Source organism: Cryobacterium levicorallinum, from assembly GCF_004402405.1.
Taxonomy (GTDB): domain Bacteria; phylum Actinomycetota; class Actinomycetes; order Actinomycetales; family Microbacteriaceae; genus Cryobacterium; species Cryobacterium levicorallinum.
The window spans coordinates 45,593-65,006 of the sequence record NZ_SOFE01000006.1 but is presented as its reverse complement, the minus strand read 5'-3'; the positions used below and the strand labels follow the sequence as shown (position 1 = coordinate 65,006).

Sequence of the window (19,414 nt, the reverse complement as noted above, 5' to 3'; positions counted from 1 at the left end):
CGCGCCCTCGGTGCAGATTGTCCCGACGCTTCGGCCACTGCACTCAACCGCACCACCTGCAAAACCCGGCAGCGGACAAAACGCAGGCACATGTGCAACTGGCAGTCCTTTGGTGAAGCCGGAGGTGATGTATTGCCTCAAAGACCTTCTTCCTTCGCGTCGCTACGCCGATGCCGTGTCGGCGGCGCTCGTTAGACTTGCCTAAGACCGCCAGTCCGGGGTGGGGGAGTACCGAAAAGTCACAGGGGACGTCCAATTGACAACGCAATCACTACCGTCTGAACTCAACGTTGCGCCCGGTTCCATCGTCGTGGTGCGGGACGAAGAGTGGCTGGTGACTGCAATTGATCCCAGCGCCGACGGTTGGCTCGTGCATTGCCAGGGCCTCTCCGAACTCGTGCGCGACACGACAGCCAGCTTTTACGAAGCACTCGACACGATCGTCGAGCTCGACCCGTCGAAGGCGAAGGTCATCGCGGATGATTCGCCCGGCTACCGCAAGGCGCGCCTCTGGCTGGAGGCCACGCTTCGGAAGACACCCATTCCCCTCAACGACCCGCGCCTGAGCGTCTCGACGCAGATGCTGGCTGACCCGCTTCAGTACCAGCACAAGGCCGTGCGCCAGGCCCTGGACCCCGCGAACCTGCGCCCGCGCATCCTGATCGCCGATGCGGTCGGACTCGGCAAAACACTCGAGATCGGCATGATCCTGGCTGAGCTCGTTCGGCGAGGCCGCGGCGACCGCATTCTCATCGTTACGCCACGCCATGTGCTCGAACAGATGCAGCACGAGATGTGGTCTCGTTTCGCTCTGCCGTTCGTTCGCCTCGACTCGGCCGGCATCCAACGCGTTCGTCAACAGCTGCCCGCCACGCGCAACCCGTTCACGTTCTTCAAGCGGGCCATTATCTCGGTCGACACGCTGAAGAACGAGAAGTACCGGGCACACCTTAAGCGCCAGCACTGGGACGCCGTCGTCATCGACGAATCCCATAACGCGACGAACACCGAAACTCTCGTCAACGAGCTGGTCACGATTCTGGCCAAAAACACGGATGCCCTCATCCTCGCGTCGGCCACCCCGCACAACGGCCGCCCCGAATCGTTCGCACAACTCATCGGCATGCTCGAGCCGACCGCTGTGGCCGCCGATGGCAAAACCATCCGCGAAAACGAAGCGAAACGCCTCATCATCCGTCGCCACCGTCACAGCCCCGAAGTCGCGGCCGAAGTCGGCGCGGACTGGGCGGAACGCAAAGAGCCGATCAACCGACTCGTCCCCGCCAGCCCAGCCGAGAACGCCGTTGCTGAAGAGCTCTCAACGGTGTGGCTGCACCCAACCCATGGCACGTCACCGTATTCGGGTGCAAACAACCGGCTCTTCCCGTGGACCCTCGCCAAGGCGTTCCTCTCTTCACCCACAGCGCTACTCGAGACCGTGCGCGAACGCATCAAACGGCTCGACGCCAACACACCCGACGACGCCAGAGAGATCACCGCGCTCACATCGCTCGAACACCTCGCCGCCACCGCCGAAGCATCGGAATCCGGCAAGTATTCCGCCTTGGTCGACTATCTCAAGAGCGTCAAAGTCGGCGGCAGCTCCACCGAGCGCGCCGTCGTCTTCGCCGAACGGGTCCCGACACTGCGCTGGTTGAAAGCCAGCTTGCCAAAATCCCTCGGCCTCAAGCCCGAGAACGTGGCCATCCTGCACGGCGGCCTCACCGACGTGGAACAGCAAGAAATCATCGACAGCTTCAAACAAGCCTCCTCACCTATCCGAGTTCTCGTCACCGGAGACGTCGCCTCGGAGGGCGTGAACCTTCACAGCCAATGCCACGAGCTCATCCACTTCGATATCCCGTGGAGCCTCATCCGCATCGAACAGCGCAACGGCCGCATCGACCGCTACGGCCAGAAAGTGCCGCCACAGATCACCACCCTTCTCCTCACCCCCACGGACAGTAAGTTCTCCGGCGACCTCAAGGTGCTAACCCGTTTGCTGGAACGCGAGCACGAAGCGCACACAGCATTGGGCGACGTTGCCTCGCTGATGGGTAAGTACAGCGTCAAGGCGGAGGAAGACGCCATCCGCGACGTGCTCAGCGGGCAGAAGACCCTCGAGGAGCAAGTCCAGCAGGTCGATGATGTGGCCGGGCTCGATTCCATCGAAGGCTTCCTCGCCTCGCTCATGCGCACGCAGGGCGCGAGGCCGGAGGACGCCGGCATCGAACCGGTTGAGGTCGTTCCTGAGGCCCGCTTGTATCCCGACGACGTCACGTTTCTGCGCGAAGCCCTCGAAGAGGCCTACATAACACCAGGCGCCAAGGAATCCGCGAACGGCGTGGAGTGGCGAGAGTATCCCAAGGATTCGATCGTGCAATTCATCCCGCCGAAAGACCTCAAGCAACGCTTGTCGTACCTGCCACAGTCTTACCTCACGGATCGGAAGGTCACGGAGCTGTTCAAGCTGGCCACTACCAAGGCCAAGGGCAAAGCGCTCCTTGCTGAAGCCCTTCGCGGTGACGACCACACGACGTGGCCCGAAGCTCACTTTCTCGGCCCGCTTCACCCAGTACTGGACTGGGTGAGCGACCGCGCCCTCTCGACGCTCGCGCGAAATCAGGTTTTCGCTGTGCGAGCCGACGTCGAACACCCCACCGTGATATTGGTCGGCACACTCACAAATCGTCGCGGACACGTCGTCGCCACCGCCTACTTCAAGGCCGAGTTTCCCAACCCAGCAAACCCCGAGTTCTGTCTCGTGCAGACCCTCGAAAGTGTTGGCGACGCCATCTCGCAGACGGGCATGCACGGCACCCCCATCAACAAAGGCCCGGTTGCGGGTGCGATCGGACTTGAGGAATTGATCGCGCCCGCCGTTCGGCACGCCGAGGCCACTCTTGAGGGGGTCTTCGAAGCCGCGACGCAGGCCACTCACGATCGCATTGAAGCATGGACCCAGCGTTCGGAAGATTGGAAGGATGACGCCAGCCTTTTTACCCAGCGGTCCGTTGTCAGGCAGCTCACCTCCGAGGTAACCGCCGAGCAACGCGTCGCCGAGGCAATGGAACCAACGCGGCAGCTCGTCCGTCCGCTCGTCGTTCTCGTCCCCTTTGACACGCCGACAGCGTCACCGACCCAATCCGCTTTCACCGCGACCGAAGGAATCTAGTCATGGCCACCTCAGATGCAATCATCATCGGTGAAGACTGGATCAGCGAGCACTACTTCACAACGGATGCCAAGAGCGAGTCGTTTCAATCAGAAGCGGTAAAACTCCGCAAGACCTGGGACGAAGCCAAAGCAGAAGGTCACGCCACGGTGCGCAGCCGCTTTCTCGAGGCACGAGGCACCCTCGAGACAGCGATGGCCAACTTGGCTGAGAGCCCGACCGCTGTCACTGGCATCTACACGACCCTGCGCCGCGTACTCGGATACGAAGGCGGCACCTCCTCCGTCGACCGCACAGGGCCGGTACTCGCTATCCGAGATGCCTGGGCAACCGAAGGCGCCGGACTGTTTCTGATCGAAGCAAAACCCGTCGACACCATCGACGACCTGCTCCAAAAGGATGCTGACAGCCTTCTCGTACCATTCCATCTCGACGACAAGACAACACTCACATCCGCCGCACGCACGCTGTCGGCACTGTTTCTTCAAGAAGGTAGCCCCAAGCTCATCGTGATCCTGGCGGGGCGCTGGGCGCTACTGGCCGAGCGCGAACGCTGGGCCGAGGGCCGCTACGCCGCGATCGACTTGCAGCTGGTATGCGAGCGGAAAGACGACAAGAAGGGCGGCGAAATTGACCGAGCACTCGCCATGCTCGGAGCCGAGTCTGTGGTTCCCGGCGCAGATGGCGTGCTCTGGTGGACGACCATCTTCGAACAATCGGTCAAGCACACCGTGGGCGTCTCCCAGGACCTGCGTGAAGGCATCCGCCTGTCCATCGAGCTCATCGCCAACGACGTTCTCGTGCGCCGGGTTGCACAAGGCCTGCCGCTTGACGACATCGACGGTCAGGTACTCGCCAAGCAATCCCTGCGTTTTCTGTACCGAATTCTCTTTCTGCTATTCGCCGAGGCGTCACCGGAACTCGGGGTGCTGCCGGTCGGCGCCGGCGACTACGAGAAGGGCTATGGCCTCGATCGGCTACGTGAACTCACCCTCGTCGAACTCGCCAGCACCCAGGCTCGGTCGGGTACTCACCTGTACCAGTCATTGGCGCGACTCTTCCACTTTGTCGACGAGGGCCACATGCCCGCCTCCGACTCGCACGGTAGCGACGCTACGACCGACAGCGCCCTTGCCTCAACGGATGTCCCAGGCCTCCACTTCGATAGCCTCAAGGCCGACCTGTTCTTGCCTAAAGCGACGACGTACATCAACGAGGTTGGACTTGGCAACGAAGCCGTACAAAACGTGCTCCGCCACCTTCTGCTGAGCAAAGAAGTGAAGGGGCGCGATCGCGGGTTCATCTCCTATTCCGAACTGGGCATCAACCAGCTTGGCGCCGTCTACGAAGGACTCATGTCGTACACCGGCTTCTTTGCCGAATCTGACATGTACGAGGTGGCCAAAGACGGCGACGCCAGTAAGGGCTCGTGGGTAGTGCCGGTCGACCGCTCCGGCTCCATTGCAAAGAAGGACTTCGTCACCACGAAGAACGCCGACACCGACGAATCCACGCCGGTGCTGCACTCGAAGGGCACCTTCGTGTTTCGCCTCGCTGGCCGCGAACGCCAACAGTCGGCGTCCTACTACACACCCGAGGTACTGACCCGCTTCGTCGTGTCCCAGGCGCTCGAAGAACTTCTCGACCAGAACGACACCGTCACGGCGGCAGATGAGATCTTGACCCTCACTATGTGCGAGCCAGCCCTCGGCTCTGGTGCGTTCGCCATCGAAGCCGTGCGTCAGCTCGCCGCCGAGTATCTCAAGCGCAAGCAAGACGAACTCGGCGAACGAATTGACGCAGATGAGTACCCGCGCCGACTGCAAGAGGTCAAGGCATACCTTGCGCTGCACCAGGTCTACGGCGTCGACCTCAACGCCACGGCTGTCGAGCTCGCTGAGATTTCGCTCTGGCTCGACACCATGCTCAAGGGCCTCAACGCCCCATGGTTCGGCCTGCACCTGCGCCGGGGCAACTCCTTGATCGGATCTCGCCGCGCGGTCTACTCCACGGCGCAGCTGAACGACAAATCGTGGTTGACGGCCACTCCAACGGATGTTCCGCTTACTGAACTCGCCGAAAACCTCCGCGACGGCGTCACCGCTCGGGCGACCTCGGGAAAGATTCATCACTTCCTTTTACCGTCGACCGGATGGGGCGCGGTCGTCGACACGAAGGACGCTTCGCGACTCGCGGGCGACGCACAGGCTAGGCTCAAGACCTGGCGGGCCGGGATTCGATCGAAGCCGAACAAGACTCAGGTGAAGTTACTCCTCGAGCTCTCTCAACGTGTTGAAGTCCTTTGGCAATTTTCTCTGAGGCGACTCCAGGTCGCCGAGCAGGAAATCCGCCGCGACGTAGGAATCTGGGGTGCGCCTCCAGCACCCCGAGGTGGCACCGTACGGCGAGACCAAATTGAAGCTGCGCTTACGGATGCTGATGGGGCTTACCGCCGACTGCGCCGTGTTATGGATGCGTGGAACGCGCTATGGTTTTGGCCGCTCACCGACGAGGAAATCGGTGGCGTTCAACCGCCCACGCTTGATCAATGGATTCACGCCTGTCAGGGCTTGCTCGGTCGGCAGGAAGAGCAGAAGCTGACCAGCACCGCACATGGCGCTGTCGCACTGGGCGGTGGATCGTCGTGGGGTGAACTCAACGAAGCTGAAGAGTTCGACCTTGCCTTTGCGGGTGTCATTTCCAGCTCCACTGTCATCGCTGCAAACCCTTGGCTGACCGTATGCGAGAAACTGGCTGATCGTCAGGGCTTTTTTCATTGGGAACTTGATTTTGCTGCAGTCTTCGCAGCGGGCGGATTTGATCTGCAAGTCGGCAACCCGCCATGGGTTCGGCCAGATTGGGACGAGACCGCTTCGCTTGCAGAATTTGACGCCTGGTGGGCACTCACTACGAAACCAGATCCAGATGTGTATAAAAGCCGACGAGATGAAACGATCGCCCGAGTCGGTGCCCGTGAGTCAATCTTGGCCGACCTGACCGTGATGGCCGGAACTCGCGAATCTGTTTCGCATCCTTCAAGATTTCCAACGCTGACAAAACTCCGCCCGGACCTTTACCGCTGTTTCATGGAGCAGACCTGGCGCAACCTTTCGCCGAACGGAATTGTTGGCCTACTTCATCCTGAGACGCACTTAACGGAGGAAAAGGCCGGGTTTCTTCGCTCGGTCACCTACAGCAGGCTTAGGCGTCACTGGCAATTCTTCAACTCGCTCCTCCTATTTGAGATACACGACCAGATCTCATTCGGCGTGCACATTTACGGACGAATAAAATCCGATCCCTTTTTCTTGACGGCTTCGAGCCTTTGTCACCCTTCGACGGTCTCCGGTTCGCTGCAGCATGATGGATCGGGTCAAGAACCAGGACTCAAGACCCCTGCTGGTAAGTGGGATCTGCGATCGCATCGGGCACGAATCGTTGAGGTAGACCGCGCCGTTCTGGCCACTTGGCACGCAGTCTTGGAAAGCAGTGGAGTCCCTGCTCTGCAGACACGGATGCTTTTCACCGTCAATCGCTCTATCTCAAACGTTTTAGCAAAAATGGCGTCTTCTTCGAAACGGATTGGCGCTGCGAACCTCGAATTCTCGCAGGGGTGGAACGAGAAAACTGATTTTGACAGAGGCCTTTTCGTAAAAAAATGGGGCGCTGCCTCATCTTGGAGTCAAGTCATCCTTCAAGGGCCGCACATATTCGTGGGTTCCCCCAGATACAAGACGCCGAACGAAGGGACGCGGCACAACCAAGATTGGTCGTCCACAGACCTGGAGGCCCTCGGCACCAAATCAATTCCAGTGACCGCCTATCGCGCATCGGGCGAAACGACTAGGTACGACGCTTCCTATACTCACTGGGGTCAGGACAAGACCCCTGCACGAGCCACATATCGCGTTGCTTGGCGAAATATGGTGAACACGAAAAATCAAAGGACGCTAATATCGGCGATTATTCCACCTGGTTCGGCGCATATTAATGCTGTCGTTTCCGCTGCGTCGACCGCTGGCTCAATAGAAACGGTTCTCGTAGCCGCGACACTCTCGAGTTTGCTTTCTGATTTTTGGGTCCGAGCGAGCCAGCCCGCCACGATTAGCCGCCAAGTTGTGAATCGCCTTCCGCACTTCAGCAGTCACCCCTTGGACAATTACTTACTGCTGCGCACTCTGCGGCTCAATTGTATGACCGATGCCTACAGCGAGTTATACGCAGAAACTTTCTGTGACGAATTTCTTTCGGACACTTGGACCTACAACGTTCTCGGGTCTCCATCATCAGCTTTGGGATGCATCCCGCGTACCTGGGACGAGACCGTGCCCCTGCGGATTGCCGAAGAACGTCGTTTAGCCCTGATTGAGATTGACGTCATTGTGGCTTTGAAGCTGAAAATCACAATTGATGAATTGTGCGCCGTGTACAGAACCCAATTTCCAGTACAGGTGAAGTATGACCAGTCGGTGAATATGTATGACCGAAATGGTCGAATGGTCCCGAAAATCTTGGCGAGCAAATACCGCAGTCACAGCGAGCAGCTCGCGATTGAAGATTTTACACTCTTAAACGAATCTAAGAATGTCTACACCTACGAACTTCCTTTCTTGCATTTAGATCGAGAAGCGGACATGCGTCGGGCCTATGAACACTTCGAAAAGATCCTCGCAAGGCGGCGCTCATGAGTGAACTGCTCCCTACCCTGCAGGCCGGTGATCTGCAGGAGGGCCTCACCAATTATCTGACGACGGCGTTTGCCCTCGCCGACAACGACGCGCAATTGGCTCTCGACGATTTTCTCGCGCATCCCGTAAATGGCATCTTCAAGGGACCATACGTGCGTCTTCGACTGCCGTTCAAACCAGCCGCCGATGGCTGGCGCGACGCACTCGATTGGTACGAGGGGTTTCCTCCTTACGGCCACCAGGCCGAGGCATTCGCCCGCCTTAGCAGTGCGAATCTGACCGACGAGAAGCCCCGCCCGTTACCCACTTTGGTGACAACAGGAACAGGGTCCGGCAAGACGGAGGCCTTTCTCAACCCGATCCTCGACCACGTTCTGCGGGCGAAGAAGGCGGGCGTGACCGGCATGAAAGCGCTGATCCTTTACCCGATGAACGCGCTCGCTAACGATCAGGCGAAACGTCTCACCGAGCTTCTCACGACTCATGCGGCTCTCGGCGCAGTGACCGCTGCCATCTACACGGGTCAGCAGGACACCAAGCGAACGAAGGTGAGCGCGGCGGGGCTGATTAACGATCGTGGCATCATCCGCGACACAGCGCCGGACATTTTGCTCACCAACTACAAGATGCTCGACCAACTTCTGCTCCGCAACGAAGACGCTCCACTTTGGAAGCAGAGCGCCCTGAGCCTTCAGTACGTGGTTCTCGACGAGTTTCACACCTACGACGGAGCGCAGGGCACCGATGTGGCCATGTTGCTGCGCCGGCTGGGTCTAACGCTGAAGAGCCACTGGGCTGACGACGCGAGTGAAATCTCCAGCGCCGATCGAGCTCGCCCGCTGGGCCGCATCACACCCGTGGCAACTTCCGCCACGCTTGGCGACAAAGGCGACCCAGCAGTCATGCTGCGATTCGCTCAGACCGTGTTTGGCGATGAATTCGATGAAAGTTCAGTCGTCACCGAAACGCGACTTGGCCTTGAGGATTGGTCTGCGGAGGCCGGCCCAACGCTTCTCTCATACGGTATCGAAGTGCTCGACGTTGACGAGCGCGTTCTTGCCGACCTCAGCAGTGCCGTCACCGATCTCGGCCCCGCGGCAGAGTCATCCGCTATCTGCCGCACTGTCCTGCAACACCTCTATCTCGATCCGGACAATCTCTTCGCTGGGTCTGGTGACCTCGATGATGAGGTCTTGTTGGCTGCATCACAAGGTCATCCGTTCCTGCGCAGTCTCATCGCGGCGACGGCCGAATCTATCTCGGTGGCGGACTTGGCCAAGCGCGTATTCTCCAGAGCACTTGGAGCGACGGAAACCGAGACGTCGCGCGATGCGGTGCGGCATGCATTTCTGCACAACGTCATCGCCATGCTCAGCCATGTTCGAAAGGTCGTAGGGCGTGAGGCGGCGAGTGTGGATGTGCACCTATGGGTGCGCGAACTGAGCCGAGTGGATCGTGCCACGACCGCTGACGTGCAGTACCGGTGGAGTGACGATGGAGTGCCGACCGGTTTTCAGACGGACGATGGGGTCGATGACCCCTACCTCGCCTATTTTCCAGCGGTGTACTGCCGCCATTGTGGTCGATCAGGTTGGGGCGTTCAATTAGCGCCCACGGGCTCCAACCTCGATATGGACGACACGAATATTCGGCGCAATCACCTGCAGCACGGCGAACGCTTCCGAGCGCTCCTGTTCGCGCCAAGGGAAGCTGACCCAGCTCTGCACCTAGCGATGACGGTCCCCGGCAAGGTGCCCGAGGTTGAGGGGTTGCGCTGGTTCCACACGAAAGACCGTGTCTTGGAACAGGCCCGACCCGCGGACGACGACGCTGACTTCATTGACGGCTACATCATCCCAGTGCTTACTCACACGGGCCCCGACGCCGGCGATGAGTCCAGCAACGACGATTGCCCGTCGTGTCAGCAGAGTGACGGCATCCGATTCATGGGTAGCGCCATTGCCACGTTGCTCTCTGTAACCCTGTCGAATCTGTTTGGCTCGGCCACGCTCGATGAGGTTGAGAAGAAGGCGTTGGTTTTCACCGACAGTGTTCAGGACGCCGCGCACCGCGCCGGGTTTGTTCAGAGTCGTTCCCACGCGCTTTCTCTACGTTCCATATTTCGCGACGCCGTCGGTTCAGGGCGGCTAAACCTCGATGAGCTCGTCGCTGAGACGATTCGGCTTGCTGGCGACGACAAGTCACGGCGGTACCAGCTCATCGCCCCCGACTACGCGGACAGGGACGAGTTCGTCGACTTCTGGCAGAGCGAGAAGCTGTCCCAGTCGAAACCCAGCACCCGCACGCGTGTCAGTCGTCGTCTACTTTTCGATGCTCTTCTTGAGTTTGGGCTCAGTTCGCGTGTGGGTCGCACCCTCGGGATGACTGGCAGCGTGGTTGCCGAAGTCGAGGTGGGGAGTACCCAAAAGCTTGTCACCGTGGCCCGATCGCTGCTCGACACCGTTGAGGTGCAGACCGAGCTCGGCCACAGCAAACCCACGGATGCCCAGCTCGCGGCCTGGGTTCGGGGTGTTCTGGAGCATCTGCGAGAGAGCGGCGGCATTCAGCACCCGTGGCTGGATAAGTACATCCAGAGCGACGGTGATCGTTATCCCGTCTGGGGTGGCCGGCCACGCTCTCAAGGAATGCCAGCCTTCCCGAAGGGTCGCAAGGCTCCGGCCTTTGCCCGGATCGGCGGCACCGTCGGCGGGGCAAAGTATGCCGGCAATCTCGACCCGGTGACATCTGCCCAGAGCTGGTATTCGCGCTGGGCGGGTAAATGTCTGAACGTCACGCCTCACGAGGGTGCGCGCTTTGCGAAGGCGCTGATGCAGCGTCTCGTTGATGCGAGCCTGCTCAACGTGGGGAATGCGGATTCCGGCGCCCAGGTGTATTCACTGTCCCCTCAAGCAGTCGTTGTGTCGGCAGTGCAACTCGCTGACCTCACGGCGGGACGCCACTTCTTGGAGTGCGAAATTTGTCACGCTCAGAACCCCGGATCCCTAACCGTCATTACCGAGCTCGAAGGTGCGCCCTGCCTGTTCGTGCGGTGTCCCGGCACGCTCGCCCGACACAGCCGGGACGACAACTACTACCGCAGCCTCTATAGCTCGTCACGCATGCGGCGAGTCGTCGCCCGCGAACACACCGGACTGCTCGACGATGAAACTCGCCTTCGCTACGAAAGCCAGTTCAAAAGCAGCGCCGATAACCCGCAGGCCCCAAACGTGTTGGTCGCTACGCCCACGCTGGAGATGGGTATCGATATCGGGGATCTGTCTACCGTCATCCTCTCGTCGCTCCCGCGCTCCGTCGCCTCCTATCTGCAGCGCGTGGGTCGCGCCGGTCGCCTAACCGGAAATTCTTTGTCGCTTGTATTCGTGCGTGGACGCGGGGAGCACCTTCCCAAGCTCGGGGACCCACTCTCAGTCATCAACGGAGAGGTTCGGCCGCCGGCAACGTATCTAAATGCCGAGGAGATTTTGCAGCGCCAGTTCGTGGCCCACCTCATGGACGTCTTTGCTCGCGACGACAGTCGACGCCACCCACGAAAGGCCCAGGCCGCCATTGGCAGTGCGGCGCGAGACACGTTCCTCGGTGACCTCATCGCATTCTCTGAAGCGGATGCACAGGGTCACCTCGACCGGTTCTTGGGCACGTTTGACGGTCTCGCGATGACGGCCGTTTCTGCTCTCACCAGTTGGGTCATTCCTGGCGACGACCACGGGACCAGCGGGCTCGCTGCCCATCTGTTCGACGCCTCGCACCGTTGGGCGAAGACAGTGGAAGAGCTGGAATTCCGCCGAACGGCCATTCAGGCGGTCCTGCCTGAGCTGAAGCTCAAGGCTGAATCACCGGCCGCGACCGACGATGAGAAGAGGGCGGAACGCTCAGCACGGGCAACGCTCAAACTCACCGGAGGCCAGCTGTTCGATCTGCGCGGAGTGCACTGGATCAGTGTTCTCGAGGAGTACGGCATCCTCCCGAACTACACGCTCCTCGACGACTCGGTCAGCCTCGACGTGTCTCTGAGCTGGTTCGACCCAGATACCGGCGGGTACGAGAGCGATGCCATTGCGTACAAGCGCGGCGCATCCGTCGCTCTGAGCGAGCTCGCACCGGGTGCCACGTTCTACGCGCAGGGCCTCGAAGTGCTGATCGACGCTGTTGATCTGGGAGCGAACGCCGCAGAGGTACGCCCATGGGTATTCTGCCCCGAGTGCGGCTTTGGCCAGGACACGCAAACCACGGGTGAAATCGTGGCCGTGGAGGTCTGCCCACGCTGCAACAGCAAATCAATCGCTGACATGACGCAGCACATCGATGTCGTCGAAATCAAGCGCGTGTCGGCTGAGGTGCGCCGCGACGAGTCCTCAATCAACGACAGTCGCGAGGAACGCAAGCGGGAGAATTTCAACATCGTCGTGGCCGCCGACGTCAACCCCGCCTTCGTCACCGACCAATGGTTCCTGGACGGCTACGACTTCGGCGTGAAGTATCTGCACAAAGTCGACATTAAATGGCTCAATATGGGCCGCTCCGGAGGCTTCGGCGCGACCCGGATGGTGGCAGGCGAAGAGCGTACAGCACCGCTATTTCGTGTCTGTGGGCATTGCGGCAAACTTGACACCGCGGCGAAGTCGAACCGACCCGAAGAACACCGTGCATGGTGCCGATATCGCAAGTCAGACAAAGAGAATCCGCGCGAAATCGCGCTGTCGCATACCCTGACGACCCAGGGTGCTCTCATCCGGCTGCCGGCCGCGATGACCCTCGGCGATAAGTTCGCCGGCCCCAGCCTGACCGCTGCACTTCTACTCGGACTGCGAGAACAGTTAGGCGGCGCGCCGGACCACATTCAGATTGCACAAGTCGTCGATCCCACCACCGATTCTGATGGTGTCAATCATGATGCTCTACTGATTCACGACGTGGTACCCGGCGGCACCGGCTACCTCGCCGAGTTCGCAGACCCTCAGCGTGTCTGGGAGATCATCCATAGCGCCTGGCAGAAAGTTCGGACCTGCCCCTGTCGCGATGAACCGCGCCTGGCCTGTCACAAGTGCTTGCTGCCATTTGCCACGCCCTGGCAGATCGATTCTGTCTCACGAGCGACCGCGGAACGCTATCTCTTTCAGCTCTTGTCGAGCGGTACGACGGCAGAGGCGCCCATTGACGTGGTCCCGCTATTCGACGATTGGGCGGTCTCCAAGGTGGATACGAGCGTTCCTAGCGACGAATCGCTGCTCGAGCAACTGTTCCGAGTGAAGTTCATCGAGCGCTTGACCGCAGCCGGCGCCACCGTGAAGGAGATTCCGGGCCCGACCGGCAACCGGGTGCGATTTACGATGCCTACCACTCACCAAACGTGGACGCTGGTTCCTCAGGAGCAGCTCGCAAACTGTAAACCTGACTTCGTGCTCACGACCCAGGACGTCAACGTGCCGCGGATCGCCATATTTACCGATGGTTGGACTTTTCATGCCAGCGCCAACCACAACCGGCTTGCCGACGATGCCACAAAGCGCGAAGGACTCCGTGATGCCGGATACCACGTGATGGCTATTACGTGGGAAGATCTCGAACCGACCGCTGGCGCCAGCATGGTGCCCTCCTGGATCGACGCAGGTACCTCGGCCCGCGTGATGACAAAGTTTTCACTGCGGCCTGCCGTTCTCAACCTGATCAGTCTCGACCCGGTTTCGCAGCTGATCGAATGGGTGCACAATCCGCAACCCGACGAATGGGCTCGACTCGCGGACGCGTTGCCCTGGTTGCTCGCCTCCAGCTCGACAAGCGTCGTATTTGACGAGCACACGTCCGCGGCCCAGCGGGCAGCCATCGACCTGACGACCCCGGCTCAAGAAGCGGCCGCGACCTCCGGGAACCCAGCGTGGCTGCACCGGGACGGATTCCTCTCTGTGGTCTGCCGGATCATGGACCCCAGCCTGGGAATGAATTCCGGCGTCGAGATGGGGATCATCCTCGACAACCGGGGAAGTGCGCTGGCCAAGGAAGACAACGGCGGCTGGCGCGCCTGGCTGCGTCTGGCGAACCTGACCGGTCTGCGAACCGCACCGACGACCATCCGTGCGCTGACCCAGGTGGACGTTGGCGCAAAGGCCGTCCCAGCCGCGACTTCGCCGCGCCTAGGCGCCACAGACTTCACCTCCGAGTGGACCGCCGCGATCACACTGGCGTATTCACCCCTCGAGCAAGAATTCGTCCGATCGCTGGCTGCCACGCCGGGGATCCCCGTGCCACAGGTCGGGTTCGAGACCGGGGACGGGATACCCGTTCCCGTGGCTTGGATTGATCAACGCATCGCCGCCGATGTGAACCTTAGTGACGAAGACCGCGCTGACTTGACCTTGTCTGGATGGCTGGTTATTGAAGCGTCGATTGATGCAGTTCAACATGCGCTCGCGCAGGTAGGAGCAAAGTAATGCCCACCATCATCCTCAAACCCGACACCAAGAAGATGGAACCTGCGCTGAGGACGAAGGCGTACGCGTTTCTCGAAAAGCTCGGCAAGGATGACACCACCGCCGGGCTGCACATCGAAAAGATGCACAACGCCGCTGATGCGCGGGCGCGAACCGGTCGCGTCGACCTGGCCAACCGTGCAGTGATTTTCAAAGTGAAGGGCGGCGACGACGCACACTACGTTTACATCGGTACCTGGCTGCACGACGAAGCCATCGAAGTGGCGCGAACCCGGATTCTGACGATCAACCCGGTCAACGGCGTCGCTGAGCTCGTCATTGCCAGCACTCCAACTGGCAGCGATGCAGGTAAGGCTCCGCGTCATCTTGCACCACCGTTCATCGCCGAACCCTCTGGGCCAGTTGCGCCCGTTATTCAGCCCGGTCCGCTCGAAGGCCACAATGTTCAAGAACTCGTTGAATCGCTCGGCATCGAACTGAGCCTCGCGACCGATGCCGTGGCGGCCAACGACACCGAGCTGAACGCCCTCATTGACGCGGCCGTGAAATGGCAAGGGCTGGCCCTTCTCGACCTAGCCGTGGGTACCCCCATCCATGAGGTCAAAGCGAAGCTCGGCTTGGGTGAATACACGCCTGATACGGCCGCTACCGCCGACGACGAACTGCTCCGTGCGCTCAAGCACCCCGCCGCACAAATGGAATTCGCCTTCATCGAGGACAACGACGAGCTGCGCCAAGTCATCGAGGGCGGCGACTTCGGCGCCTGGCGCACCTTCCTGCACCCAGAACAACGCAAGTATGCCACAAAGCATTTCAATGGCGCTTTTCGACTTTCCGGCGGTGCCGGAACTGGCAAGACCGTCGTTGTGCTCCACCGCGCGCACCACCTCACTACGAGCGAGCCTGAGTCACGCACGATTATCACGACGTTCACGACGAACCTGGCCGATGCACTCCGAACGGACATTCTTCGGCTCGACCCGGCGACCCCGCTCGCACCCACACTCGGTACCTCCGGCGTTTGGATCTCGACAGTGGATGCCGTGGCCAGCGCAGTCTTGAAGGACGCCGGAGCGACCATCGCTGACTCTGTCGAGCGGATTCTCGGCGTTCGCACCACGGACATTGGCAGCCGGAGCAGTGGTGAACTCTGGACAGAAGCCATCGACGTAGCGGGACGTGAGCTACCCCAGGACCTGAAGAACAAAGCGTTCTTCGAGGGCGAGTACGTGGCCATTGTTTTGGCCAACGGCATCACCGACAAGGACGGCTACTTCTCAGTGCGTCGGGCCGGACGTGGCGTCGCCCTGGACCGCGGCAAGCGCGGCCACGTCTGGGCAGTGATCGAGGCGTACCGGCGCATTGCCCGGATGAACGCCTCCATCGACTACCACGAGGCCAACGTAATCGCCGCGGATCACCTGCGCGCGGCATCCGCGGCCACGGGACAGTTTCAGGCAGACCACGTGCTTATCGACGAGGGCCAAGACCTGACCGCAGCCCACTGGCTGCTACTACGTGCTCTCGTCGGTGAAGGCGCAAATGACCTCTTCATCGCCGAGGATTCGCACCAGCGCATTTACGGCCAGCGCGTTGCCCTGAGCAAGTTCGGGATCAAGATTGTCGGGCGCTCCCAACGTCTCACGCTGAACTATCGAACGACAGCGCAGAACCTGGCCTATGCGATCAGTTTGCTCAGCGGAATTCACTTCGTGGACCTCGAGGAAGGGCAGGAGAAAGCATCGGACTATCGCTCCGCGAGGAGCGGCCCGGAGCCAACGTTGCGACCGTACACGAGTCTCGCCGAAGAGCTCGATGGCGCTGCCACAATCGTGGCGGGATGGCTCGAGACCGGCGGTGAACCCGAGTCCATCGGGATACTCGTTCGCGATCGTGGTCAGCGAGATCGTGTCGTCTCTGGCCTCGCTGAACGCGGTGTCACAGTGCGGGCCCTTGATTCCGGCAAGGCCACAACCGGATACCCGCAGGCCCTCACCATGCACCGAGCCAAAGGTATGGAGTTCGCTCGTGTCTTACTCTTCGGCCTCGGCGATAAAACGCTGCCCAACATCCACCTACTGAAGCAACTCGCCGAGGCGGAACGCCCGGATGCTCTACTTCGCGAGCGGTCGCTGCTCTACGTTGCTGCAACGCGGGCACGCGACGAGCTGGTCGTGTCGTGGAGTGGTGAGCCGTCGGCGCTGCTGGGGACGACACCGCCACGGTGAGGGCGCGCTGGAACGGGCGGACACTTCAGCGCTATTCGCGTGTGGTGGCTACGCCTTTGAAGTCATAACCGGTGAACCAGCGGGAGGCCAGCCAAGCGACGGCCGCTGCCTTGTGTTCGTGCTTGGATCCGTAGCAGCCCTGCAGGACCGTTAGATGGTCGAAGGCCTGCTGCGCGTTGATTCCAGGTCGGGGGTAGAGCTGTAGGGTGGCCGGCAGGCCTTCGGAGAACCACCTGCCTTGAAAGTTCGCCCATTTCAAGGCCTCCAGATCGCCAGAGGACTCGGGGCTCCGGTATTCCTTTGGGATCACGGCGAACGCGGGCAGTAGATCTGGGTTTGCACCGCGGGCAGGAAAGGCAAGGTCTCCGCGCGTAATGGTGGTGGATGGCACCTCGAATGGGTCGGTCATGGCCACAACCTACCGAGGTCGGCGGACATTCGTAGGCTTTGGCACGGGCGGCAGGCGCTGCGGTCTGATGGTTCCGCCGAACTGCCACATTGTGCGGATCCGCGCTTGACTGTGAGAAGACGGACGCCTAGCCGCAGGCGAGGAAGTAACGTGTGGTTTCCAGCGCGCACGGTCATATCCTCGAGAACTTCGGCGGCCGTGTAGAGCCCGCCAGCCGAGTCAACGTCTCGCCAAACACAGCCAGGATCATGTCTCACCAAGAAAAGCCGCATCATCCGCTGTGCCGTCCAACTGAGGGCCGTTGCGAATTTTGTTCTCTCCGCTGACGGTCTGGTCATTGCGGTCGAAATACTCGAGGTGAAGGGTTTCGGTGTCGAGTATGGCTTGGCTGATGGCATGTTCCGAACCGTTCTTGTCGAGGAGAACGACCCGTGAGGTGAACGGGATGTCACCGTCGTAGTCGATGGTGTCGTCGAAATGGCGGTGGTAGTGGCCGCCGACGTAGAGCTCGGGTCGTACTTGCAGAAATCCTCGATGGAACATGGCCCGGCCCGACGCCGAATATTGGATTCCGGCTTCTGGCCACCAACGGTTGGTTTCTGCGAGCCAGGTATCCAGGGATGGCACGTTCAATGGGGCGTCATGTCCGATGAGGACGTCGGCGTGTTGGTGTCCGACCGAGGCCAGGTCGGCCTCGGTGACGGATTCGTCCGGCCACCATGAGGAACCTTCGCTCCGGTGCGCTACGTCGACAGAGTTGGCGCCGCCCAGGGCTGCCAGTGTCTTGCCGGAAGCGAGGGTGGTTCGCCAGCCGCGGGGAATGTGGGCGATGTTCGGCCGCAGCCAGCGCAATCCGTCCTTGGCGAGCGGAAATTGGTAGAGACGGGTGAAGTCTTCGTGGTTGCCGTCGACGAAGTAGAGTGTCTGTGTTTTGACGGCGAGGCGTCGGCTGAGTTTGTCGAGGCCGTTGTCCCAGTTGTAGCCGGGCCAGATGAAACCGAAATCTCCCAACACCACGAGGGTGCGGATGCCGCGCGCGTGCAGGGTGCGGGAGACGATAAGTACGTGTTCCAGGTCGCCGTGGGTATCGCCGAGGAGGCCAATGCGCCGCGCCGAAGACAACGGAGAGTTCTGCGGTGCCCTCGAGTCCCATGCCCTCGCGCTGCCGGAATTGATGATCGACGCCATGCGTCCGAATCTACGTCTCGCGGAAGGTGATTGACAGATCGATAGGAACTTCTGTTGCTGGGTCGGTGTTTCCGTCGATGGCATCAGGTAGCGCATGGGGGAGTGATGCAGCCTAACTCGCTACCCCTTGTGCGGTCACCAACCGCAGGAATCAGCTAACAAGTCGAGGACGTCCTGCCGGTCTCCGCCATCTTCCAGATATTCCATGGGCGTGCGGTCCGACCCGTCCGTCGCAAACTGCCGTTGGGGTGTCGACATTATCCACGAGGCGTCCCATGCGCTTTGCTCACCGAGCAGATCGATGAGTTCCTGTGTGGGCACGCCGAGCAGAACGGCAATATCGTCGAGCGGCATCTGTTTGTGGGCTGCGAATGCAATGTTTGAGCGAGCCACGACTTGTTCGTAAAGTCCGTCCAGGCCAGGATCCGTGACATCGATTCCGGACTGTTTAAGCATCCAAAGCTCATCTGTGGAGAGCGGTTCGCTCGCATTCATATGGTCTCCTTTGCTTCGCGAGCGAGGGTCCGCCCAACAGATATTGGCTTGTCCCAGCATGTGTGATTGGGCGACTGCGGCCTCTTCTGCGGCCCCAGTTTAAGGACTTGGACGGCACTTCGCGGTGGGTTTGTCGATGAGTCGGTTTTCTCTCCGGGTCATGAGAAGCGGTCGGTTATGGCATCGGCTCGTTCGTCACCGCGCATGTCCAGAAGCGCGGTGAGGCGCACGTCCCGGCACTGTTCAAGGGCGCCCATCTGCAGCTGCCGGAGTTGGCGGCCGAGCCATCGTGCAAGAGCGAATTCGAGCAGGTCGGATCCATTGAGGTACGGCAATCGTCCTGTGGATCGAAAATGGTGGATGCACGCGTTTAGATTCTCCTGCCAGACATGATCGTGGGGGTCCCATTTAAATGCCGGCGAAACGTCGAGTCGGATGATCTGGTATCGACAGAGATTCTCTTCGAAGCGGCGCTGGTACCGCGCCCATTCCCCCATGCGCCGTTCTTCATCGGGGAGGGTGGCGCGGTTGCGAGTGTGTTCCCGGGGGCTGTGTCCACGCTCCGTCCAGAAGTTCTCATACCGGCGCAGAGCCGTCGCCCAATTTGCCGCCCGCTTGGTGCGCGCACCAGTCGAAGGGTCACCACCCTTCGCCACCTCCTCGTCTGACTGCGCGTAGAGCTGGGAGAGTTCGTCCAGCTCATGTTCGTGCTCCGCGAGTCTGCGCGCCTTGGCGTGCAACCGCTCCGGGATGGTGTCCTCGTGCATGTCCTGCCCTTCCGGGCC

The 19,414-nt window shown here is 60.6% G+C and carries 8 protein-coding genes; 4 read left to right on the top strand and 4 right to left on the bottom strand.

Translation table 11 applies throughout. The features are described from left to right. Positions 1-256: 256 nt before the first annotated feature. Genes E3O11_RS03450 through E3O11_RS03435 form a run of 4 tightly spaced genes read left to right on the top strand, consistent with a single transcriptional unit; the run spans position 257 to position 16,537 of the window. Positions 257-3,175 (top strand): helicase-related protein, encoded by a 2,919-nt coding sequence (locus tag E3O11_RS03450; protein WP_198415536.1) that lies wholly within the window; start codon positions 257-259, stop codon positions 3,173-3,175. A gap of 2 nt (positions 3,176-3,177) precedes the next feature. After that, the gene (locus E3O11_RS03445) at positions 3,178-7,863 is read left to right on the top strand and encodes a DNA methyltransferase family protein (RefSeq protein WP_092451444.1); all 4,686 of its coding nucleotides are present in this window, start codon (positions 3,178-3,180) and stop codon (positions 7,861-7,863) included. After that, entirely contained in the window at positions 7,860-14,309 is a 6,450-nt protein-coding gene (locus E3O11_RS03440) for a DEAD/DEAH box helicase (protein ID WP_092451446.1), read from the top strand. Before E3O11_RS03445 ends, E3O11_RS03440 begins: the two co-directional genes overlap by 4 nt. Next, complete coding sequence (locus E3O11_RS03435; protein WP_092451448.1) at positions 14,309-16,537, top strand: UvrD-helicase domain-containing protein; 2,229 nt, start codon at positions 14,309-14,311, stop codon at positions 16,535-16,537. The genes E3O11_RS03440 and E3O11_RS03435 overlap by 1 nt, the downstream gene beginning before the upstream one ends. A gap of 31 nt (positions 16,538-16,568) precedes the next feature. Here the strand turns inward: E3O11_RS03435 and E3O11_RS03430 are convergent, their stop codons facing one another. The 4 genes from E3O11_RS03430 to E3O11_RS03415 all read right to left on the bottom strand — a co-directional run bounded on the left by E3O11_RS03430 (position 16,569) and on the right by E3O11_RS03415 (position 19,396). Continuing rightward, positions 16,569-16,946, bottom strand: a complete 378-nt coding sequence (locus E3O11_RS03430) for a hypothetical protein (RefSeq protein WP_092451450.1) — start codon at positions 16,944-16,946, stop codon at positions 16,569-16,571. 246 nt (positions 16,947-17,192) lie between these two features. Next, entirely contained in the window at positions 17,193-18,134 is a 942-nt protein-coding gene (locus E3O11_RS03425; protein WP_166787476.1) for a metallophosphoesterase, read from the bottom strand. Between the two features lie 135 nt (positions 18,135-18,269). Next, positions 18,270-18,629, bottom strand: coding sequence for a hypothetical protein (locus E3O11_RS03420; protein ID WP_092451455.1), 360 nt, complete (start codon positions 18,627-18,629; stop codon positions 18,270-18,272). Between the two features lie 158 nt (positions 18,630-18,787). Next, a complete protein-coding gene (locus tag E3O11_RS03415) occupies positions 18,788-19,396 on the bottom strand; it encodes a hypothetical protein (protein WP_092451457.1) in 609 nt (202 codons plus the stop codon). Positions 19,397-19,414: the final 18 nt, after the last annotated feature.

Coding starts and splice junctions, on each gene's coding strand:
- E3O11_RS03430 (WP_092451450.1), bottom strand. CDS start 16,946: ATGACCGACCCATTCGAGGTGCCATCCACCACCATTACGCGCGGAGAC.
- E3O11_RS03420 (WP_092451455.1), bottom strand. CDS start 18,629: ATGAATGCGAGCGAACCGCTCTCCACAGATGAGCTTTGGATGCTTAAA.
- E3O11_RS03435 (WP_092451448.1), top strand. CDS start 14,309: ATGCCCACCATCATCCTCAAACCCGACACCAAGAAGATGGAACCTGCG.
- E3O11_RS03445 (WP_092451444.1), top strand. CDS start 3,178: ATGGCCACCTCAGATGCAATCATCATCGGTGAAGACTGGATCAGCGAG.
- E3O11_RS03415 (WP_092451457.1), bottom strand. CDS start 19,396: ATGCACGAGGACACCATCCCGGAGCGGTTGCACGCCAAGGCGCGCAGA.
- E3O11_RS03440 (WP_092451446.1), top strand. CDS start 7,860: ATGAGTGAACTGCTCCCTACCCTGCAGGCCGGTGATCTGCAGGAGGGC.
- E3O11_RS03425 (WP_166787476.1), bottom strand. CDS start 18,134: ATGGCGTCGATCATCAATTCCGGCAGCGCGAGGGCATGGGACTCGAGG.